The following is a 20,093-nucleotide window of genomic DNA, read 5'->3' as shown; positions in this document are numbered from 1 at the left end:
TGTTACGCGAAGTAAGATTTGAACTTTGTTCAACTTTTTTGGCCGGATCCGGTGGCTGACACACCGCTGGTCCCGTTCGATGACAGCCCGGAACCTCGTCGCGACGGCTGTGGGCCCTGGGGTACCCTGAGCCCATGCGTGCCGTACGCCTTCTGCTTAGCGAGCCGCGCTGATCAGTCCCGACCGCCGATGAACGGCGTGGTCGGAATCGGCGCGGCGTCCCCTCCTGTGCGAGGGGATTTTTCGTTTCCGGACGACACCTACCGCTGGCAGAGACGATCGATGGAGCTTTGAGGATCATGAGCGAGACGAACCCCGCTGCCGCAGGAGCGTCGGTGGATACCGCGCCGCACCGCTACACGGCCGCCGTCGCGGCCGAGATCGAGGCACGCTGGCAGGACTTCTGGGACGCCGAGGGCACCTACGCGGCACCGAACCCCAAGGGTGACCTGGCGGGTGACCCGGAGCTGGCCGCCCGTCCCAAGAAGTTCATCATGGACATGTTCCCGTACCCCTCCGGCGCTGGCCTGCACGTCGGTCACCCGCTGGGGTACATCGCCACCGACGTCTTCGCCCGCTACCAGCGGATGACCGGCCACAACGTCCTGCACACCCTGGGCTTCGACGCCTTCGGCCTGCCCGCCGAGCAGCACGCGGTGGCCACCGGCGAGCACCCCCGGGTCACCACCGAGGCAGCCATCACCAACATGAAGTCCCAGCTGCGCCGGCTGGGCCTGGGCCACGACAAGCGCCGGTCGTTCGCCACGATCGACCCTGACTACTACAAGTGGACCCAGTGGATCTTCCTGCAGATCTTCAACTCCTGGTACGACGACGAGGCGAGGAAGGCCCGCCCCATCGCCGAACTGGTCGCCCAGTTCGAGTCGGGTGAGCGCGGGGTGCCCGGCGGGCGCTCCTGGAACGCGCTGAGCGCCGTCGAACGCGCCGACGTCCTGGGTGAGTACCGCCTGGCGTACGCCTCCGACGCACCGGTCAACTGGTGCCCCGGCCTGGGCACCGTCCTGGCCAACGAGGAGGTCACCGCCGACGGCCGCTCCGAGCGCGGCAACTTCCCCGTCTTCAAGGCCAAGCTGCGCCAGTGGAACATGCGGATCACGGCGTACGCCGACCGTCTGCTGGAGGACCTGGAGGAGCTGGACTGGCCCGAGGCCATCAAGCTGCAGCAGCGCAACTGGATCGGCCGCTCCGAGGGCGCCCGCGTCGACTTCCCGATCGACGGCGAGCACATCACCGTCTTCACCACGCGCCCCGACACGCTGTTCGGCGCGAGCTACATGGTGCTGGCCCCCGAGCACCCGCTGGTCGACAAGTTCACCCCGGCCGCCTGGCCCGAGGGCACCCACGACGTGTGGACCGGCGGGCACGCCACCCCCGCCGAGGCCGTCTCCGCCTACCGCGCCCAGGCCGCCTCCAAGTCCGACGTCGAGCGGCAGGCCGAGGCCAAGGACAAGACCGGCGTCTTCACCGGCTCCTACGCCACCAACCCCGTCAACGGCGAGAAGATCCCCGTCTTCATCGCCGACTACGTCCTGATGGGCTACGGCACCGGCGCCATCATGGCCGTCCCGGCGCACGACGCGCGCGACTTCGCGTTCGCGCGCGCCTTCGAGCTGCCGATCATCTGCGTCGTCGAACCCACGGACGACCGGGGCACGGACACGTCGACGTGGGACGACGCCTTCGTCTCGTACGACGCGACGATCGTCAACTCCACCGGCGAGGGTGTCTCCCTGGACGGCCTGGGCGTCGTCGAGGCCAAGGCGCGCGTCACCGAGTGGCTGGAGCGGTCCGGCATCGGCGAGGGCACCGTCAACTTCCGCCTGCGCGACTGGCTGTTCAGCCGCCAGCGCTACTGGGGCGAGCCCTTCCCGATCGTCTACGACGAGGACGGTGTCGCCCACTCCCTGCCGGAGTCGATGCTGCCGCTGGAGCTGCCCGAGGTCGAGGACTACTCGCCCCGCACCTTCGACCCGGACGACGCCGACACCCAGCCCGAGACGCCGCTGTCGCGGAACGAGGAGTGGGTCGACGTCACGCTGGACCTGGGCGACGGCCCGAAGAAGTACCGGCGCGAGACCAACACCATGCCCAACTGGGCCGGTTCCTGCTGGTACGAGCTGCGCTACCTGGACCCGCACAACGACCGGCAGATGGTCGACCCCGAGATCGAGCGCTACTGGATGGGCCCGGGCGAGGATCGGCCGCACGGCGGTGTCGACCTGTACGTCGGCGGCGCCGAGCACGCCGTGCTGCACCTGCTGTACGCGCGCTTCTGGTCCAAGGTCCTGTACGACCTGGGGTACGTCTCGTCCGCCGAGCCGTTCCACAAGCTGTTCAACCAGGGCATGATCCAGGCGTTCGTCTACCGCGACAGCCGGGGCTTCGCGGTGCCCGCCGCCGAGGTGGAGGAGCGCGACGGAGCGTTCTACTACGAGGGCGAGCAGGTCAGCCGTCTGCTGGGCAAGATGGGCAAGTCCCTGAAGAACGCGGTCACCCCGGAGTCCATCTGCGAGGAGTACGGCGCCGACACCCTGCGTCTGTACGAGATGGCGATGGGCCCGCTGGACGTCTCCCGGCCGTGGGACACGCGCGCGGTGGTGGGCCAGTTCCGGCTGCTGCAGCGGCTGTGGCGCAACATCGTCGACGAGGCGACCGGTGAGGTCACGGTCGTCGACGCCGAGCCCGGCGAGGACACCCTGCGGGCGCTGCACAAGGCGATCGACGGGGTGCGCCAGGACCTGGAGGGCCTGCGCTTCAACACGGCGATCGCCAAGGTCACCGAGCTGAACAACCACCTGACCAAGGCGGGCGGTCCGGTCTCGCGGTCCGTCGCCGAGGCCCTGGTCCTGCTGGTGGCGCCGCTGGCCCCGCACATCGCCGAGGAGCTGTGGCGCAAGCTGGGCCACAGCGACACCGTCGTCCACCAGGACTTCCCGGTCGCCGACCAGGCGTACGTCGTGGACGAGGCCGTCACCTGCGTCGTCCAGATCAAGGGCAAGGTCAAGGCCCGCCTGGAGGTCCCGCCGGCCATCTCCGAGGAGGAGCTGGAGAAGGTGGCCCTGGCCGACGAGAAGGTGGTCGCGGCGCTGGCCGGCGCACCGATCCGCAAGGTGATCGTGCGCGCGCCGAAGCTGGTGAACATCGTCGTCTAGGGCTGGCGGCTGGTAGGGCGCCGGACCTGTGCAGGGCCCGGCGCCCCGATGCCCCGGTGCCGTACGGCCGAGGGCGGTCGTGCGTCGTGCGGTGGTGCGGTCACTCGGGGTGATCCCCTACGGGCAGGTTCGGGGTTCTGCTGGAACTGTGGACCTGTCCGTTGCGTTTACCGTGGAAGAGCGCCGCAGTATGTGGCGTGCCGGTCGAAGGAGGAGCGCGCCGTGGAAGCCGTGATCGCAATCGTCGCCCTGCTCTTCGTGCTGTGCGTGGTGCTGGGCGCCTACGCCACGGTGAAGGCGGTCGGCGCGGCCAAGCGCGGCGTGGACCGCACGATCACCCAGGCCAAGCGGACGGTCGAGGACACCACCCTGCGCGCCAGGAGCCTCGCCCAGCCCGGCCCCGTCGGCCAACTCGCGGACCTGCGCCTGAGGTTGCGCACCTCGATGCGGGCCACCCAGGAGGCGCTCCAGGCGGGCGCAGGCGAGGACGAGTCCCTGAAGGAGTCCCTCGCCCTGTTCCAGCAGCTCAGCAGGCACGGCCGTGAGCTGGACGACGAGCTCAGGCGGTTGGAGCCCGAGCCGGACCGCGCGAAGCTGGTCCAGCGGCTGCCCGATCTGCGCACGCGCACGGAGAAGATCATCAAGTCGGCCGACGCCCTGCGCTGGGCGGCCCACGACCGGGCCCGCAAGTTCGCCGAGGACGACCTGGAGACGCTCAGCGCCCAGATCGACGTCGAGGCGGGCGCGCTGCGGCACTGGACGACCGATCCGACCGAGCCCGCGCACGTCTGGCCCGAGGCGCCGAAGCCCGAGCCGACCGCCTCCGGTGGACAGAAGTGGCAGGAGAGCCCCGAGGCCCGCACCACCGAGGAGCCGCCCCGGCCGGCGATCACCCCTCCCGGGCCCCGCCCGACGTATCCGTGGCAGAAGAAGCCGCGCCCGGAGAGCACGACTTGATGAGGTGCGGCGCGGCCCGACGCGGTGGCGAGGCGGTCGGTGGGGCCGGGCTGCCGTCGACGGGACTTGGCGGGTAACCTCCAGCTCATGTCCCGCCATGTCGCGATCGTCACCGATTCCACGGCCTATCTGCCGCCGCAGACGATGGAGCGTCACGACATCATCGCGGTGCCGTTGACCGTGGTCCTCGGCGACCAGGCGCTCGAGGAGGGGACCGAGATCTCGGCCCGCTCCCTGGCCCAGGCACTGCAGAAGCGACGGCCCGTCACCACCTCCCGCCCCAGCCCCGAGCTGTTCGCGGAGACCTACCGCAAGGTGGCCGAGGCGGGCGCCACGGGCATCGTCTCGCTCCACCTGTCCGCCGAGTTCTCCGGCACGTACGACGCCGCCGTGCTCGCCGCGCGCGAGGCACCCGTGCCGGTGCGCGTCGTGGACACCGGGATGGTCGCGATGGCCCTCGGGTTCTGCGCGCTGGCCGCCGCCGGGGCCGCGGAGGCGGGCGGCACGGTCGACGAGGCCGTGACAGCCGCCGAGAAGCGGGCGGCGGGTACGTCCGCGTTCTTCTACGTCGACACCCTCGACTATCTGCGCCGGGGCGGCCGGATCGGCACGGCGCAGGCCCTGTTCGGCTCCGCGCTCGCGGTGAAGCCGCTGCTGCGGCTGGACGGCGGCCGCATCGAGCCGCTGGAGAAGGTGCGCACGGCCTCCAGGGCGATCGCCCGCCTGGAGGAGATCGTCGCGGAGCGGGCCGGTGCCGCGCCGGTCGACATCGCGGTCCACCATCTCGCCGCGCCCGAGCGGGCGTCGGCGCTCGCGGAGCGACTCCGGGAGCGGGTTCCGGGGCTCGCCGATCTGCATGTGAGCGAGGTCGGAGCGGTCATCGGTGCGCACACGGGGCCGGGGTTGCTGGCGGCGGTTGTCTCTCCTCGGTGAGGGGTGGCGGGTGGCGGGTTGCTGCTGTTGGTGTGGCATGTCGCTCGTGTGGGTGACGGAGTTATCCACAACTGGGTAGTAATCCACGGGAATTCAGCAAGATCATCGTGGATGTGCGGGATTGGCCCATCCTCGTCGCATGGCACTTCGATCACGTTCACGTACAGCGACAGTCACCAGTGGGCCGGGGCGGGGTCCGTCCTCCGACGGCCGCGCCCGCAACCGCGCCCGGCGGCCGAGGGGCCGTGCCGGCCGCCACCGGGCCACGGCGGAGACGCTGAGGTTGCGCGCGGAGGCGCTGTTCCCGGAGAGCGCCGCCGAGCCACGGGAGTTGGGGCATGGGCCGCCGGGTGGGCGGAGGGGTGGGGCGGCCGTGGGGGCCGGGGATGCCGGGGATGGGGATTCTGGGGCGGGGGATGCCGGGGACGGGGACGCCTGCGGTGGAGGTGGCAGGGATGGGGATGTTGCCCCTGGGCGTGACCTCGGCCGTGATGGTGACCTTGACCGTGGTGGCGGCTTCGACAGCGGTGGTGGCGTCGGCCGGGGCGGTGGCGTGGACCCTGGCGGCGACGGTGGCGGTGATGCCCTCGGCGGAGGTGTGAGGGACGGCCGGCGGGATCGGGTGGGGCCGGCTGTTCGGGAGCGGTTGCCGTTGTGGTTGCAGGCGCGGTGCGGCATCGAGCGCAAGAGCGTGGTCGCGCTGAGCGTCGTGCTGGTCGTCGCCGCGGTGTTCGCGGGGCAGCACTTCTGGGCCGGCCGGACCCAGCAGGTCAGCGCACCCGAGGTCGTGCGGGCGGGAGCCCCGTCGGCCCCGGCGGCGTCGTTCGGCGAGGACAGCGGTGGCCCGACGGCCGGAGCGGGGGCTCCTACCGGGACCGGTGCGCCCACGGCCGGGCCGTCGATCGTCGTCGACGTCAGTGGGAAGGTCCGCCGCCCCGGCATCCAGCGGCTGCCGGCCGGCTCCCGTGTCGCCGACGCGCTACGGGCCGCGGGCGGAGTGCGGCCGGGCGCGAACACCGACGGACTCAACCGCGCCCGTCTCCTCGTCGACGGAGAGCAGGTCCTGGTCGGCGGTCCGGCAGCGGCGGCAGGGGCGGGTGCGGGTGCGGGTGCCGGCTCGGGGGTGGGCGGTGCCGGTGTGGCCGGGGCTGGATCCGGGGCCGGGGCTGGTGGAACGGTCGCCGGAGCGGGGCCCGCGACGCCCGTCTCGCTCAACACCGCCACCGCGGAGCAACTCGACACGCTGCCCGGAGTGGGTCCCGTCCTCGCGCAGCACATCATCGCCTACCGCACCGCACACGGCGGCTTCCGCTCCGTCGACGAGCTGCGCGAGGTGAACGGCATCGGCGACCGCCGCTTCGCCGACCTGCGGACCCTCGTACGGCCATGAGCGCGCCGGAGACAGGGGTGTCGGTGCCCGCCGAGGTGCGGGTCGGGGCGCGTGTCGAGTCGCGTAGCGGGGTGGGTCGGGTGGGTCCGCGCCGTCCGGCCGTGCACGCGGCCTCCGAGCACCGGCTCGGCGTCGCCCATCCGAGACAGGAGGGCCCGACGGACCTGCGTCTGGTGCCACCGGCGCTGGCGGCGTGGGGGACGGCGGCGCTGATGGTGCACGCCTCGGCCGGCTGGGTCGTCGGCGTGGTCGCGGTCAGCCTGGTCACGGGGGTCGGGCTGCTCGTGGCCCACCGCGGGCGGGGGTTGGCGTCGCGGGTCGGGCGGCAGCTTCGTGTGAGGCCGGAACCTCGGGGCGGGCGGCCGCCTAGCCTGGGGTCGGAAGCTCGGACCCGGCGGCAGCCACCCGTCAGGCCGGAACCCCGGGGCGGGCGGCAGCCTCGCATGAGGCCGGAACCCGGAGTGACGCCGGAGCCCCAGGTGGGCCCGAACCCACACGTGTGCCCGCAGCCGAGGAGCGGTCCCGAGCCGCAGGTGGGCCCTGTGCCGTTGGTGGATCCCTTGCCGCTGGTGAATCGGGTCTCGGCCCGTCTGCCGTCCTGCTCCGCGGGAGCGAAGGTGTCCGTGGCCGCCGTGCTGCTCTGTGTCGCCGCCTCGGCTGTCTCCGCCGGGCTGCACGGGGCGGATCTGCGGCGTGGCCCGGTTCCCCGGCTGGCCGAGCGGTACGCGCCGGTCACCGCTGAGGTCGAGCTGACGTCGGATCCCCGGCTCACCCGCCCGCGGATCAACGGCAATCACGCCAACCCGACGGCCGTGCTCCTCCAGGCCGAGGTTCGAAGGGTGAAGGGGCCGGACGGGGCGGTCGTGGACACACGGACGCCGGTACTGGTGATCGTCGACATGGCACGGCGGTCGCCGGCGGGAGAGAGGGGCAGTTCGCCGTGGCTCACGCTGCTGCCGTCGACGCGGGTGCGGGTGGCCGCGCGGGCCGTACCGGCGTTGGCCGGGGGAGACCGGGTCGCGGCGGTGCTGCGGGTGCGAGGGGGCAGGCCCCCGGAGGTGGTGGAGGGGGCGAGTGCGGCGCAGCGGTTCGCGGGGCGGTTGCGGGAGGGGCTGCGCGAGGCGACGGACGGGCTGGACGGGGATGCGCGGGCGTTGTTGCCGGGGTTCGTCGTGGGGGACACCTCGCGGGTGCCGGCCGAGTTGGACGAGGCGTTCAAGGCGACGGACCTCACTCATCTCCTGGCGGTCAGCGGTGCCAACTTCACGATCCTGCTGGCCCTGTTCATCGGCCCGCCGGGGCTCGCCCAGCGGGCGGAGCGGCGGGGGCTCGCGCCACGGCTGGGGATCCCGCTGCGGGCGACCGCGCTGGTCGGCGGTGCGCTGACGCTCGGCTTCGTGATCGTGTGCCGGCCGGAGCCGAGCGTGGTGCGCGCGGCGGCCTGCGGGTCGATCGCGCTGCTGGCCATCGTGACGGGACGCCGCAGATCGCTCGTGCCCGCCCTGGCGACGGCCGTGCTGCTGCTGGTGCTGTACGACCCGTGGCTCGCCCGGAGTTACGGCTTCCTGCTGTCCGTCCTGGCGACCGGGGCGCTGCTCCTGCTCGCCCCGCGGTGGAGCACGGCGCTCCAGCGGCGTCGGGTGCCGCCCCGCCCCGCCGAGGCGCTGGCGGCGGCGGGGGCCGCGCAGGCGGTGTGCGCGCCGGTCGTGGTGGTGCTGTCGGCGAAGGTGAGCCTGGTGGCGGTGCCGTGCAATCTGCTGGCGGAGTTCGCCGTGGCGCCGGCGACGGTGCTGGGGTTCGCCACGCTGGCGGCGGCGCCGATCGCGATGCCCGTGGCCGAGTGCATCGCCTGGTGCGCGAGTTGGCCCGCCGGATGGATCGCGGACATCGCGCGCACGGGGGCGTCCCTGCCGGGCGCCGGGGTGGACTGGCCGGGCAGCCTGACCGGCGCGGCACTGCTGGCCCTCGTCACGGTGGTGGCGGTGTTCCTCGGGCGGCGGCTGGTGGGCCGCCCGTGGCTGGTGGGGGCCTGCCTGCTGGTGTTCCTGTTGGCCGTGGTGCAGCCGCCGCCCCTGACGAGGGTGATCACGGGATGGCCCCCGCCCGGTTGGCGGTTCGTGATGTGCGACGTAGGGCAGGGAGACGCGACCGTGTTGGCGGCGGGCGACGGCACAGGGGTGGTCGTGGACGCCGGCCCCGACCCGGTGCTGGTGGACCGCTGCCTGACGGCCCTCGGCATCACCGAGATCCCTCTCGTGGTGCTCACCCACTTCCACGCCGACCATGTGGCCGGGTTGCCGGGGGTGCTGCGGGGGCGGGCGGTGGGGGCGATCGAGACGACGGGGTTCCAGGAGCCCGCGGACCAGGCCGAGTTCGTGCACAGGGAGGCGGCGGCGCGGCGGGTCCCGGTGACCCGCGCCGTCGCCGGGCAGGAACGGCGTACCGGGGGCCTCGCGTGGCGGGTGCTGTGGCCGCCGGGCGACGCGGTCACCCCGGACGGGCCGAACGACGCCAGTGTGACCATGCTCGTCCGCTCGGCCGGGCTGACCCTGCTGCTGCTCGGCGATCTCGAACCGCCCGCGCAGCGGGAGCTGTCGAGATCCCCGGCGGTCGCGGAGCTGGCAGCGGTGGATGTGGTGAAGGTCGCCCACCACGGTTCGGCCTATCAGGACCCGACCCTGATACGGGCGATGGCGCCGCGGCTGGCGCTCATCTCGGTGGGTGCCGACAACCCCTACGGCCACCCGGCGCCGAGCACGGTCGCGGCGCTGCGGGGCGGGGGCGCCGCGGTGCTGCGTACGGACGAGGACGGCGCGATCGCCGTCGCGGGTACGGCCGAGGAGCTGCTGGTGGCGAGAGACTGAGGTCATGGATACCGCAGAGCTGGAAACCTACCTTCGCCGCATCGGAGCCGAGCACCCGGCCTGGCCCACCGTGGACGTACTGCGTGAACTGCACCTGCGCCATCTGCGGACGGTGCCGTTCGAGAACCTGTCGATCCACCTCGGGGAGGAGATCGTGCTGGAGGAGAAGCGGCTGCTCGACAAGATCGTCGGGGAGCGCAGGGGCGGCTTCTGCTACGAACTGAACGGGCTGTTCGGGGCGATGCTCGCGGCGCTGGGCTTCGACGTGACGCTGCTCGCCGCACGGGTCTACGACGACGAGAAGCGCCTGGGCATCCCGTACGACCATCTCGCGCTGCGGGTGCGGACGGTGGACGGAGGTGACTGGCTGGCGGATGTGGGGTTCGGGTCGAACAGCCACTATCCGCTGGAGTTCGGGGGGAGAGGGGAGCAGGAGGACCCGGCGGGGACGTTCCGGGTGGTGGAGGCGGACCGGCAGAGCGGGGCGCGGGAGTTCGGGGACCTGGATGTGCTGCGGGACGGCAGGCCGCAGTATCGGCTGGAGGTGCGGCCGCGGGTGCTCGGGGACTTCGTGGCCGGGGCGTGGTGGCACAGCACCTCTCCGGCCTCGCACTTCACCCGGTCGCTGGTCTGCTCGCGGCTCGGTGACGACGGTGGACGGATGACGCTCAGCGGCCGCACCCTCACGGTCACGTCCCGGGAGGGCGAGAAGGAGGTGACCGAGCTGGGGACGGACGAGGAGGTCCTGGCGGTGTACCGGGAGCGCTTCGGGATGGAGTTGGGGCGGGTGCCGGAGGTGCGCGGGACGAAGTAGGGCGGGCCCGGCCACCGGCCGGCCCGGGCGTGGGCGCCGGGCGTGGGCGCCGGGCGTGGGGGTGCCCGTCGTGGGGATGCCCGGCGTGGGGTGGCGGGCGGGTCGCGGAAAATGGGGGAGTGAGCGATGTGAGACATGTGCTGGTGCTGCCCGATCGTGACGCCGCGGAAGAGGCGGCGGAAGCGCTCGGGGAACGGTTCCGGCTGAACGAGGAGCCCCAGCTGGTGCGGGACGCACTGGCCGGGGAGGACGACGCGGAGGACGCCCAGTGGCTGCTGGTGCTGCGCGACGAGGACGGGCGGCTCGACCCGGTGGCCCTGGACGAGTTCGCGGGGGAGTGGGAGGGGTGGCGTGAGGAGCCGTAGGGCTCGTTGTCGGTGCCCCGTGGGATGCTGTGCGTGATGGCCAAGAAGACCGCTCACGATGATCCCCTCGCTTCTGTCACCCTCGCCGTGGGGCAGGAGGAGCTGCTGCTCGACCGGGCCGTGCGGGAGGTGGTGGCCGCCGCCAGGGCCGCCGACGCCGACACGGATGTGCGGGACCTCACCTCGGACCAGTTGCAGCCGGGCACGCTCGCCGAGCTGACGAGTCCCTCGCTGTTCGCCGAGCGGAAGGTCGTGGTCGTGCGCGACGCGCAGGACCTGTCGGCCGACACCGTCAAGGACGTGAAGGCGTACCTGGGCTCCCCCGCCGAGGAGATCACCCTCGTGCTGCTGCACGCGGGCGGCGCCAAGGGCAAGGGGCTGCTGGACGCGGCGCGCAAGGCGGGGGCGCGGGAGGTGGCCTGCCCGAAGATGACGAAGCCGGCGGATCGGCTGGCGTTCGTGCGGGGGGAGTTCCGCACGCTCGGGCGGTCCGCGACACCGGAGGCGTGCCAGGCGCTGGTCGACGCGATCGGAAGCGATCTGCGGGAGCTGGCGTCGGCGGCGTCGCAGCTGGTCGCCGATGTCGAGGGGACGATCGACGAGGCCGTGGTCGGGCGGTACTACACCGGGCGGGCCGAGGCGTCGAGCTTCGAGGTCGCCGACCGGGCCGTCGAGGGACGGGCGGCGGAGGCGCTGGAGGCGCTCAGGTGGTCCCTGTCCACCGGGGTGGCGCCCGTGTTGATCACCAGCGCGCTGGCGCAGGGCGTCCGAGCCATCGGGAAGCTGTCGTCCGCGCGGGGCGGCAGGCCGGCGGACCTGGCGCGGGAGCTGGGCATGCCGCCGTGGAAGATCGACCGGGTGCGGCAGCAGATGCGGGGCTGGACACCGGAAGGGGTCGCCGTCGCGATGCGGGCCGTCGCCGAGGCCGACGCCGGAGTCAAGGGCGGCGGGGACGACCCCGAGTACGCGCTGGAGAAGGCGGTCGTGACCATCGCTCGGGCGGCGCGGTCCCGCCGGGGGTGAGTGGTCCCGGAGCCCGCGGCCCGGCACGATCGCGCACCCGCGCGGCGCGCACCGGCCCCTCACGCGAAGACCGGCGCGCACCGGCGCGCAACGCGAGGACCCCGTCGCCCTCCCTGGGGAAGGGAGGGCGACGGGGTCCTCGTTTCACGATGGTGGACTTGCACCCGCGTGGCGAACGCAGGCCGCGTGCAGGTCCAGGGGTGCCGGGCGGGAGCGGATGAGAGAGGGCCCGCTACGGGTCCGTCCGGCGGTCAGATCAAAGGTGAAGCTCAGCCCTTGAGGGAAGCGACCTTGGAAGCAAGCGCCGACTTCTTGTTGGCGGCCTGGTTCTTGTGGATGACGCCCTTCGAGACGGCCTTGTCGAGCTGACGCGCGGCAGCGCGCTGGTACTCGGTGGCCTTCTCGGCGTCACCCGCGGCAGCGGCCTCACGGGCCTTGCGGATCGCGGTCTTGAGCGACGACTTGACGGCCTTGTTGCGCAGGCGCGCCTTCTCGTTGGTCTTGTTCCGCTTGATCTGGGACTTGATGTTCGCCACGAATGAGCCTTCTCAGCTACTGGCGACCGAGGACATGCAGGGCATGCGGACCCCGGGCACCTTTGGTTTTCTTTGGGATGTGCCTCCTGCAGAGAGGGCATGAGACACAGCCACCCAGGCTACCAGTGGCTCCGCGAGTGGCCCAAACCCGCCCCAGCCCCGCGCCCGTGGGACCATGGAGCCTACGCATAGACCCGGTAGACCCCGTTCGTACAGACCCGCTAGATCCGACCCGAGACCGCAGACGGCTGCGGACGCCTCAAGAATCAGGACCCTGCGTGCCCGCGATCCCTAGCCATGTGCCCGAGCCGAGCCGTACCGACCCGGCTCTGATCCGCAATTTCTGCATCATCGCGCACATCGACCACGGCAAGTCCACGCTCGCCGACCGGATGCTCCAGTTGACCGGTGTGGTCGAGCAGCGGCAGATGCGTGCTCAGTACCTCGACCGCATGGACATCGAGCGTGAGCGCGGCATCACGATCAAGTCCCAGGCGGTGCGGCTGCCCTGGGCGCCGACCGGCGACCCGGGCAACACGCACATCCTCAACATGATCGACACCCCCGGGCACGTCGACTTCACCTACGAGGTGTCACGGTCGCTGGCGGCGTGCGAGGGGACCGTCCTGCTCGTGGACGCCGCGCAGGGCATCGAGGCGCAGACCCTCGCCAACCTGTACCTGGCGATGGAGAACGACCTCACGATCATCCCGGTCCTCAACAAGATCGACCTGCCGGCCGCCCAGCCGGAGAAGTTCGCCGAGGAGCTCGCCAACCTCGTCGGGTGCGACCCCGACGACGTGCTGCGGGTCTCCGCCAAGACCGGTGTCGGGGTCGACGCGCTGCTCGACAGGGTCGTCGCCGACGTCCCCGCCCCGGTCGGCGTCAAGGACGCCCCGGCCCGCGCGATGATCTTCGACTCGGTGTACGACTCGTACCGCGGCGTGGTCACGTACGTCCGGGTCATCGACGGGCAGCTCAACAAGCGTGAGCGCATCAAGATGATGTCGACGGGCGCGACGCACGAGCTGCTGGAGATCGGCACGAACTCGCCCGAGATGCTGGGGGCCGACGGCCTCGGCGTCGGTGAGGTGGGCTACCTCATCACCGGTGTGAAGGACGTCCGCCAGTCCAAGGTCGGTGACACCGTCACCAGCCAGCAGAAGGGCGCCACGGAGGCCCTCGGCGGGTACAAGGACCCCAAGCCCATGGTCTTCTCCGGGCTCTATCCGCTGGACGGGTCCGACTACCCCGAGCTGCGCGAGGCCCTCGACAAGCTCCAGCTCAACGACGCCGCGCTCGTCTACGAGCCGGAGACGTCCGCCGCGCTCGGCTTCGGCTTCCGCGTCGGCTTCCTCGGGCTGCTGCACCTCGACGTGATCCGTGAGCGGCTGGAGCGCGAGTTCGGCCTCGACCTGATCGCGACCGCGCCGAACGTGGTCTACCGGGTCGTGATGGAGGACGGGACCGAGCACACCGTCACCAACCCGAGCGAGTTCCCCGAGGGCAAGATCAACGAGGTGTACGAGCCGGTCGTGCGCGCCACGATCCTCGCCCCCACCGAGTTCATCGGCTCGATCATGGAGCTGTGCCAGACCCGGCGCGGCACCCTGCTCGGCATGGACTACCTCTCCGAGGACCGCGTCGAGATCCGCTACACGCTGCCCCTGGCGGAGATCGTCTTCGACTTCTTCGACCAGCTGAAGTCGAAGACCCGCGGCTACGCCTCGCTCGACTACGAGCCCACAGGCGAGCAGACGTCCTCCCTGGTCAAGGTCGACATCCTGCTGCACGGCGACAAGGTGGACGCCTTCTCGGCGATCACCCACAAGGACGCCGCGTACGCGTACGGGGTGCGGCTCGTCGCCAAGCTGCGCGAGCTGATCCCGCGGCAGGCCTTCGAGGTGCCGATCCAGGCCGCCATCGGCTCCCGGGTCATCGCCCGTGAGACCATCCGCGCCATCCGCAAGGACGTCCTCGCCAAGTGCTACGGCGGTGACATCTCCCGGAAGCGGAAGCTGCTGGAGAAGCAGAAGGAGGGCAAGAAGCGGATGAAGATGGTGGGCTCTGTGGAGGTTCCGCAGGAGGCATTCATCGCCGTGCTGTCCAGTGACGACAGCGCCGGTGGAGCCAAGGGCAAGAAGTAGCCACCTGCGGGGATCTCCTCAGGTTCCGGCGGTAGCCGTTGTTACCCCCGGAAACTTGGGCAGAATGCGGGCCCGTCGCGTTTCGGCGCGGCGGGCCCGCATGTCTGCGGGGCGCGGCGGCCGCGTGCTCGTACGGTCGTTCTCGGTGAAAAGTGACGGCCCGCCGCCCCTTACGAACCAGCCAACCTCGCTCTACCCTGATCACCACTCGATGGTTACTCGCGAGTTAAACAACAGCCGCTTTGAGCCAGCCGCACAGTCCATGCTGACCCTGCCGCACTGTCGCGGGCCCCGGAGGATGTCGTGAGCGACACACAGACCCTGATCGAGAACCGCCCGCCGTCCATGGCGTCCCTCTTCCTGGAGCGCGTGGCGGCCACGCCCGACGCGGAGGCATTCCGCTACCCGGTGCCGCCGGCCTCAGGCCAGGGACCTTCGGACTGGAAGCCGCTGACCTGGGCGGAGGCCGCCGCGCGTGTCGACGCGATCGCGGCCGGCCTGGTCGAGCTGGGCGTACAGCCGGAGGAGCGCATCGCGCTGTCCTCCGCCACGAGGATCGAGTGGATCCTGTGCGACCTCGGCATCATGTGCGCCGGCGCCGCCAATACGACGATCTACCCGTCGACCAACGCCGAGGAGTCGGCGTACATCCTGTCCGACTCCGGCAGCAAGGTCCTCATCGCGGAGAACGCCGAGCAGCTTCAGAAGGCGCGGGAGAAGAAGGCCGAGCTGCCCGAGCTGACCCATGTGATCGTCATCGACCCCGAGGGCGCCGACCTCTCGGAGGACTGGATCCTCTCGCTCGCCGAGCTGGAGAAGCGCGGGACGGCGTACCTGGAGAAGAACCCCGACCTGATCAAGGAGAAGGTCGGCGCGATCACCAAGGACCAGCTCGCCACCCTCATCTACACCTCGGGCACCACCGGCCGCCCCAAGGGCGTGCGCCTCCCGCACGACAACTGGGCGTACATGGGCAAGGCCATCGCCGCGACCGGTCTGCTCAGCGCGGAGGACGTGCAGTACCTGTGGCTGCCGCTCGCGCACGTCATGGGCAAGGTGCTGCTGTCCGGGCACATCGAGGTCGGGCACATCACCGCCGTCGACGGCCGGGTCGACAAGATCATCGAGAATCTGCCGGTCGTGCAGCCGACGTACATGGCCGCGGTGCCGCGCATCTTCGAGAAGGTCTACAACGGTGTCGCCGCGAAGGCCCGCGAGGGCGGCGCCGCCAAGTACAAGATCTTCCAGTGGGCGTCCGAGGTCGCCCGCGAGTACGCCAAGGTCAGCCAGGACAACTTCCGCCGCACCGGCACCGCGTCCGTGCCGTTCGGGCTGGGGGCCAAGCACAAGGTCGCCGACGCGCTGGTCTACAAGAAGCTGCGTGAGGCGTTCGGCGGGCGGCTGCGCGCCTGTATCTCCGGCTCGGTGGCACTCGCACCCGAGATCGGCTTCTTCTTCGCCGGCGCGGGCATCCCCATCCTGGAGGGCTACGGCCTGACCGAGTCCTCCGCGGCGTCGTTCATCAACCCCGGCGAGGCGTTCCGTACGGGGACGGTCGGCAAGCCGCTGCCCGGCTGCGAGGTGCGCATCGCGGACGACGGCGAGATCCTGCTGCGCGGCCCCGGCATCATGGAGGGCTACCACGGGCTGCCGGACAAGACCGCCGAGGTCCTGGAGGCGGACGGCTGGTTCCACACCGGTGACATCGGCGAGCTGTCGCCCGACGGGTACCTGCGGATCACCGACCGCAAGAAGGACCTGTTCAAGACCTCCGGCGGCAAGTACATCGCGCCGACCGAGATCGAGGGCCAGTTCAAGGCGCTGTGCCCGTTCACGTCCAACGTCATGGTCATCGGCGCCGACCGCAACTTCTGCACGGCCCTCATCGCCCTCGACGAGCCGGCCCTCCTCGGCTGGGCCAAGGAGAACGGCCTGGAGGGCAAGTCGTACGAGCAGATCATCGCGGCCCCGGCCACGGTGGAGCTCATCGAGGGGTACGTCACCCAGCTCAACCAGGGCTTGCAGCGGTGGCAGACCGTCAAGAAGTTCCGCCTGCTGCCGCGGGACCTGGACGTCGAGCACGGTGAGCTGACGCCGAGCCTGAAGCTGAAGCGGCCGGTGGTGGAGAGGGAGTACCAGCACCTCATCGACGAGATGTACGCGGGGACCAGGGAGAAGTAGCGCCCCGCGCTTCTTTCGGGTCAGCCGGTGTGGTCCCTGGTCACCAGGGAACGGAGTTCCTGGACCTGGATGCGGGCCTCCGCCAGGTCCGGGGACTCCTCGGACAGCTGTTTCTCCAGGGCGCTCAGGCGGGACAGGACCTGTTCCGCCTGTTCCCTCTGCCGTGCCCGCAGGGCCTCCAGCTTGCGGGTCTTGCGGTGCAGCTCCAGGAAGACGCTGACCTTCGCGCGCAGCACCCACGGGTCGAAGGGCTTGGTCAGATAGTCGGCGGCGCCGGTGGCGTAGCCGCGGAAGGCGTAGCCCATCTCGGCGTCCGTGCCGGTGAGGAAGATGATCGGGACGTCCTTGGTCTGGTCGAGGCGCTTGATGTTGGCCGCGGTCTCGAAACCGTCCATACCCGGCATGCGGATGTCGAGGAGGACGACGGCGAAGCGCTGCCGGAGCAGGGCCTTCATGGCCTCCTCGCCGGAACGGGCCCGTACCAGCGGCTCGTTGAGCGATGCCAGGACGGCCTCCAGCGCGATCAGGTTGTCCTCCATGTCGTCGACGAGGAGGATGCCCGCGCGTCCGTCGGTCCGGTCCTGAGTGGTCATGGTGAGGATGCCTCGTTCTCTTCGGTGCGTTTCTCGGGCGACGGCTCGACGCCCTCGGGGTCCAGGACGGCGCACACCACGGTGAGCAGCTGGTCGACGTCCACCGGCTTGGGTACGTAGTCGTTGGCGCCCCGGGCGATGGACTTCTCGCGGTCGCCGGGCATCGCCTTCGCGGTCAGCGCGACGATGGGCAGACCGGCCCAGCGGGGCGTGCGGCGGATGGCGGAGATCGTCTCGTAGCCGTCCATCTCCGGCATCATGATGTCCATCAGGACCAGCTCGACGTCCGGGTTGCGCTCCAGGGTCTCGATGCCCTCCCGCCCGTTCTCCGCGTACAGGACCGGCATGCCGACACGGCCGAGGACATGGGTGAGCGCGAAGACGTTGCGGATGTCGTCGTCCACGATCAGCACCCGGCGGCCCGGAAGGATCTGGCCCGCGCGCCCCGCCTTCCACGCCTCCAGCTTGGTGGGCGCGGGCCAGGTGTCGTCCTCGGGTGCGGCCGGGTACGGCTCGGCCGCCAACTGGTCGGGGACCAGCGCCGTGGCGGGGTCCTCGGCGCCGCCGGTCACCGTGTGGCCGGGGCTGAAGACGGGCACGTACAGCGTGAACGTCGAGCCCTTGCCGGGGATGCTCTCGGCGATGATCCGGCCGCCCAGCAGACCCGCGATCTCCCGGCTGATGGACAGCCCGAGGCCGGTCCCGCCGTACTTGCGGTTCGTGGTGCCGTCGGCCTGCTGGAACGCCTCGAAGATCACCGGCAGTTTCTCCGGCGCGATGCCGATGCCGGTGTCGGAGACCGCGAACGCGATCACCTCGTCGGTGTCCTCACGGGCGTAGCGGTGCTCGGGATCCTTGACGCGGCTGACGGTCAGTTCGACCCTGCCGGACGCGGTGAACTTGATCGCGTTGGAGAGCAGGTTGCGCAGGATCTGCTGGAGGCGCTGCTCGTCCGAGTACATCTCGCGCGGTACGTCCTCGCCGACCGTGACCTCGAAGGCCAGGCCCCGGTCGAGGGTGAGCGGGCGGAACGTGGCGTGGACGTAGTCCAGCAGCTTGATGAGCGGCAGCCGCTTCGGCCGTACGTCCATCCGGCCCGCCTCGATCTTCGACAGGTCCAGGATGTCGTTGATCAGCTGCAGGAGGTCGGAGCCCGAGCGGTGGATCGTCGACGCGAACTGCACCTCCTGGTCGGAGAGATGGCCGTCCGGGTTGTCGGAGAGCAGGCGCGCCAGGATGAGCAGCGAGTTGAGCGGTGTGCGCAGCTCGTGCGACATGTTCGCCAGGAACTCCGACTTGTACTGGGAGGAGGTCGCCAGCAGGGCCGCCTTCTCCTCCAGTTCGGCGTTCGATCGCTGGAGCTCCGCTTGCTGCTTCTGGAGCTCGTCGGAGCGTTCCTGGAGCTGCATGGCGAGGCGCTGGGACTCACCGAGGAGGGACTCCGTGCGGGAGTTGGCGATGATGGTGTTGATCGCGACGCCGATGGTGTTCACGAACTGGTCGAAGAACGCCAGATGGACATCCGAGAAGCGGGAGAACGAGGCGAGTTCGATCACGCCGAGGAGCTTGTCCTCGAAGAGGATCGGGATGATGACCACGCTGGACGGGGCCGCCTCCCCCAGACCGCTGTTGATCTTGATGTAGTCGGGCGGGGTCTGCTCGACCAGGATCCGCTTCTTCTCGCGGGCCGCCTGGGCGACGAGACCGTGCACGGGCAGACCGCCGGTCTCGACCGTCGCGTCCTGCGCCGACCCGTAGCCCGCGATGAAGGCGAGGCCCTTGCCGGGGGCCACCGTGCGCAGCGCCGCGCCGTCCTGGTCGGGGTCGGCCAGGTAGAAGGCGCCGTACTGGGCCTTCACCAGCGGTGTCAGCTCGCGCAGGATCAGATCGGCGACCTCCATCAGATCACGGTGGCCCTGCATCAGGGCGGCGAGGCGGGCGAGGTTGGACTCCAGCCAGTCCTTCGCGCGGGTCGTCTCGCGGAGGTTGGCCACCATCAGGTTGATGTTGTCCTTCAGCTCGGCGACCTCGCCACGCGCCTCCACCGTGATCGAGCGGGACATGTCGCCCTGGGCCACGGCCGACGCGACCTCGGCGATGGCGCGGACCTGGGTCGTCAGGTTCAGCGCGAGTTCGTTCACGTTCGTCGTGAGGCGCTTCCAGGTGCCGTACACGCCCTCGACCCTTGCCTGCCCGCCGAGCTGGCCCTCGGAGCCGACCTCGCGGGCGACGCGGGTGACCTCGGAGGAGAACGAGGAGAGGGTGTCGACCATGGTGTTGATGGCGGTCTTCAGTTCGAGGATCTCGCCGCGCGCGTCCACGTCGATCTTCTTGGAGAGATCGCCGTTCGCGACCGCCGTCGTCACCTGGGCGATGTTGCGGACCTGTGAGGTCAGGTTGTCGGCCATGGAGTTGACGTTGTCGGTCAGATCCCGCCACACACCGGACACGCCCAGCACCTGGGCGCGCCCGCCGAGCCGGCCGTCGGTGCCGACCTCGCGGGCCACCCTCGTCACCTCGTCGGCGAACGCCCGCAGTTGCTCCACCATCGTGTTGACGGTGTCCTTCAGCTCCAGGATCTCGCCGCGCGCGTCGACGGTGATCTTCTTGGAGAGGTCGCCGTTGGCGACGGCGGTGGTGACCTGGGCGATGTTGCGGACCTGGGAGGTCAGGTTCAGGGCCATGAAGTTGACGTTGTCGGTGAGGTCCTTCCACACCCCGGAGACGCCTCTGACCTGGGCCTGACCGCCGAGGTTGCCTTCGGTGCCGACTTCGCGGGCGACGCGGGTGACCTCGTCGGCGAAGGCGGAGAGCTGGTCGACCATGGTGTTGATCGTCGACTTGAGCTCCAGGATCTCGCCCTTCGCCTCGACCGTGATCTTCTTGCCGAGATCGCCCTGGGCGACCGCCGTGGAGACGAGGGCGATGTTGCGGACCTGGGAGGTCAGGTTGTCCGCCATGAAGTTGACGTTGTCGGTGAGGTCCTTCCACACCCCGGAGACGCCTCTGACCTGGGCCCGTCCGCCGAGGTTGCCTTCGGTGCCGACTTCGCGGGCGACGCGGGTGACCTCGTCGGCGAAGGCGGAGAGCTGGTCGACCATGGTGTTGATCGTCGAC

13 protein-coding genes are annotated in these 20,093 nt (G+C 70.8%); 10 read left to right on the top strand and 3 right to left on the bottom strand.

Annotation, left to right across the window (positions count from 1 at the left end):
• Positions 1 to 299 precede the first annotated feature (299 nt).
• From leuS to holA, 8 genes are all read left to right on the top strand, one after another.
• Complete coding sequence (gene leuS / locus ACZ4Z3_RS01160; protein WP_468499077.1) at positions 300 to 3,173, top strand: leucine--tRNA ligase; 2,874 nt, start codon at positions 300 to 302, stop codon at positions 3,171 to 3,173.
• 222 nt (positions 3,174 to 3,395) lie between these two features.
• Positions 3,396 to 4,130, top strand: a complete 735-nt coding sequence (locus ACZ4Z3_RS01155) for a hypothetical protein (protein WP_468499076.1) — start codon at positions 3,396 to 3,398, stop codon at positions 4,128 to 4,130.
• An 87-nt stretch (positions 4,131 to 4,217) separates the two neighbouring features.
• Positions 4,218 to 5,063 (top strand): DegV family protein, encoded by an 846-nt coding sequence (locus tag ACZ4Z3_RS01150; protein WP_468499075.1) that lies wholly within the window; start codon positions 4,218 to 4,220, stop codon positions 5,061 to 5,063.
• Positions 5,064 to 5,202: 139 nt separating this feature from the next.
• On the top strand, positions 5,203 to 6,453 hold the full coding sequence (locus ACZ4Z3_RS01145) for a ComEA family DNA-binding protein (protein WP_468499074.1): 1,251 nt from the start codon (positions 5,203 to 5,205) through the stop codon (positions 6,451 to 6,453).
• A gap of 212 nt (positions 6,454 to 6,665) precedes the next feature.
• Positions 6,666 to 9,317: a ComEC/Rec2 family competence protein gene (locus tag ACZ4Z3_RS01140; RefSeq protein WP_468499510.1), complete on the top strand. Its 2,652-nt coding sequence runs from the start codon at positions 6,666 to 6,668 to the stop codon at positions 9,315 to 9,317.
• A 4-nt stretch (positions 9,318 to 9,321) separates the two neighbouring features.
• Entirely contained in the window at positions 9,322 to 10,131 is an 810-nt protein-coding gene (locus ACZ4Z3_RS01135; RefSeq protein ID WP_468499073.1) for an arylamine N-acetyltransferase family protein, read from the top strand.
• 119 nt (positions 10,132 to 10,250) lie between these two features.
• On the top strand, positions 10,251 to 10,496 hold the full coding sequence (locus tag ACZ4Z3_RS01130) for a hypothetical protein (RefSeq protein WP_468499072.1): 246 nt from the start codon (positions 10,251 to 10,253) through the stop codon (positions 10,494 to 10,496).
• A 36-nt stretch (positions 10,497 to 10,532) separates the two neighbouring features.
• Complete coding sequence (gene holA, locus ACZ4Z3_RS01125) at positions 10,533 to 11,519, top strand: DNA polymerase III subunit delta (RefSeq protein WP_468499071.1); 987 nt, start codon at positions 10,533 to 10,535, stop codon at positions 11,517 to 11,519.
• A gap of 269 nt (positions 11,520 to 11,788) precedes the next feature.
• On the opposite strand, the gene rpsT is transcribed toward holA, so the two are convergent.
• Positions 11,789 to 12,055, bottom strand: coding sequence for a 30S ribosomal protein S20 (gene rpsT, locus ACZ4Z3_RS01120; RefSeq protein ID WP_055515178.1), 267 nt, complete (start codon positions 12,053 to 12,055; stop codon positions 11,789 to 11,791).
• A 278-nt stretch (positions 12,056 to 12,333) separates the two neighbouring features.
• Here rpsT and lepA point away from each other — a divergent pair, with 278 nt between their 5' ends.
• Entirely contained in the window at positions 12,334 to 14,202 is a 1,869-nt protein-coding gene (gene lepA, locus ACZ4Z3_RS01115; RefSeq protein ID WP_055541237.1) for a translation elongation factor 4, read from the top strand.
• Between the two features lie 303 nt (positions 14,203 to 14,505).
• Entirely contained in the window at positions 14,506 to 16,383 is a 1,878-nt protein-coding gene (locus ACZ4Z3_RS01110; RefSeq protein WP_468499070.1) for an AMP-dependent synthetase/ligase, read from the top strand.
• 20 nt (positions 16,384 to 16,403) lie between these two features.
• Here ACZ4Z3_RS01110 and ACZ4Z3_RS01105 read toward each other — a convergent pair whose 3' ends face one another.
• A complete protein-coding gene (locus ACZ4Z3_RS01105) occupies positions 16,404 to 16,976 on the bottom strand; it encodes a response regulator (protein WP_468499069.1) in 573 nt (190 codons plus the stop codon).
• The coding region (locus ACZ4Z3_RS01100; protein WP_468499068.1) for a HAMP domain-containing protein at positions 16,973 to 20,093 on the bottom strand (3,121 nt) is incomplete at its 5' end. The genes ACZ4Z3_RS01100 and ACZ4Z3_RS01105, both read right to left, overlap by 4 nt.

Source organism: Streptomyces sp. NPDC030296 (assembly GCF_055572815.1).
This window is presented reverse-complemented; position numbering and strand designations above follow the sequence as displayed.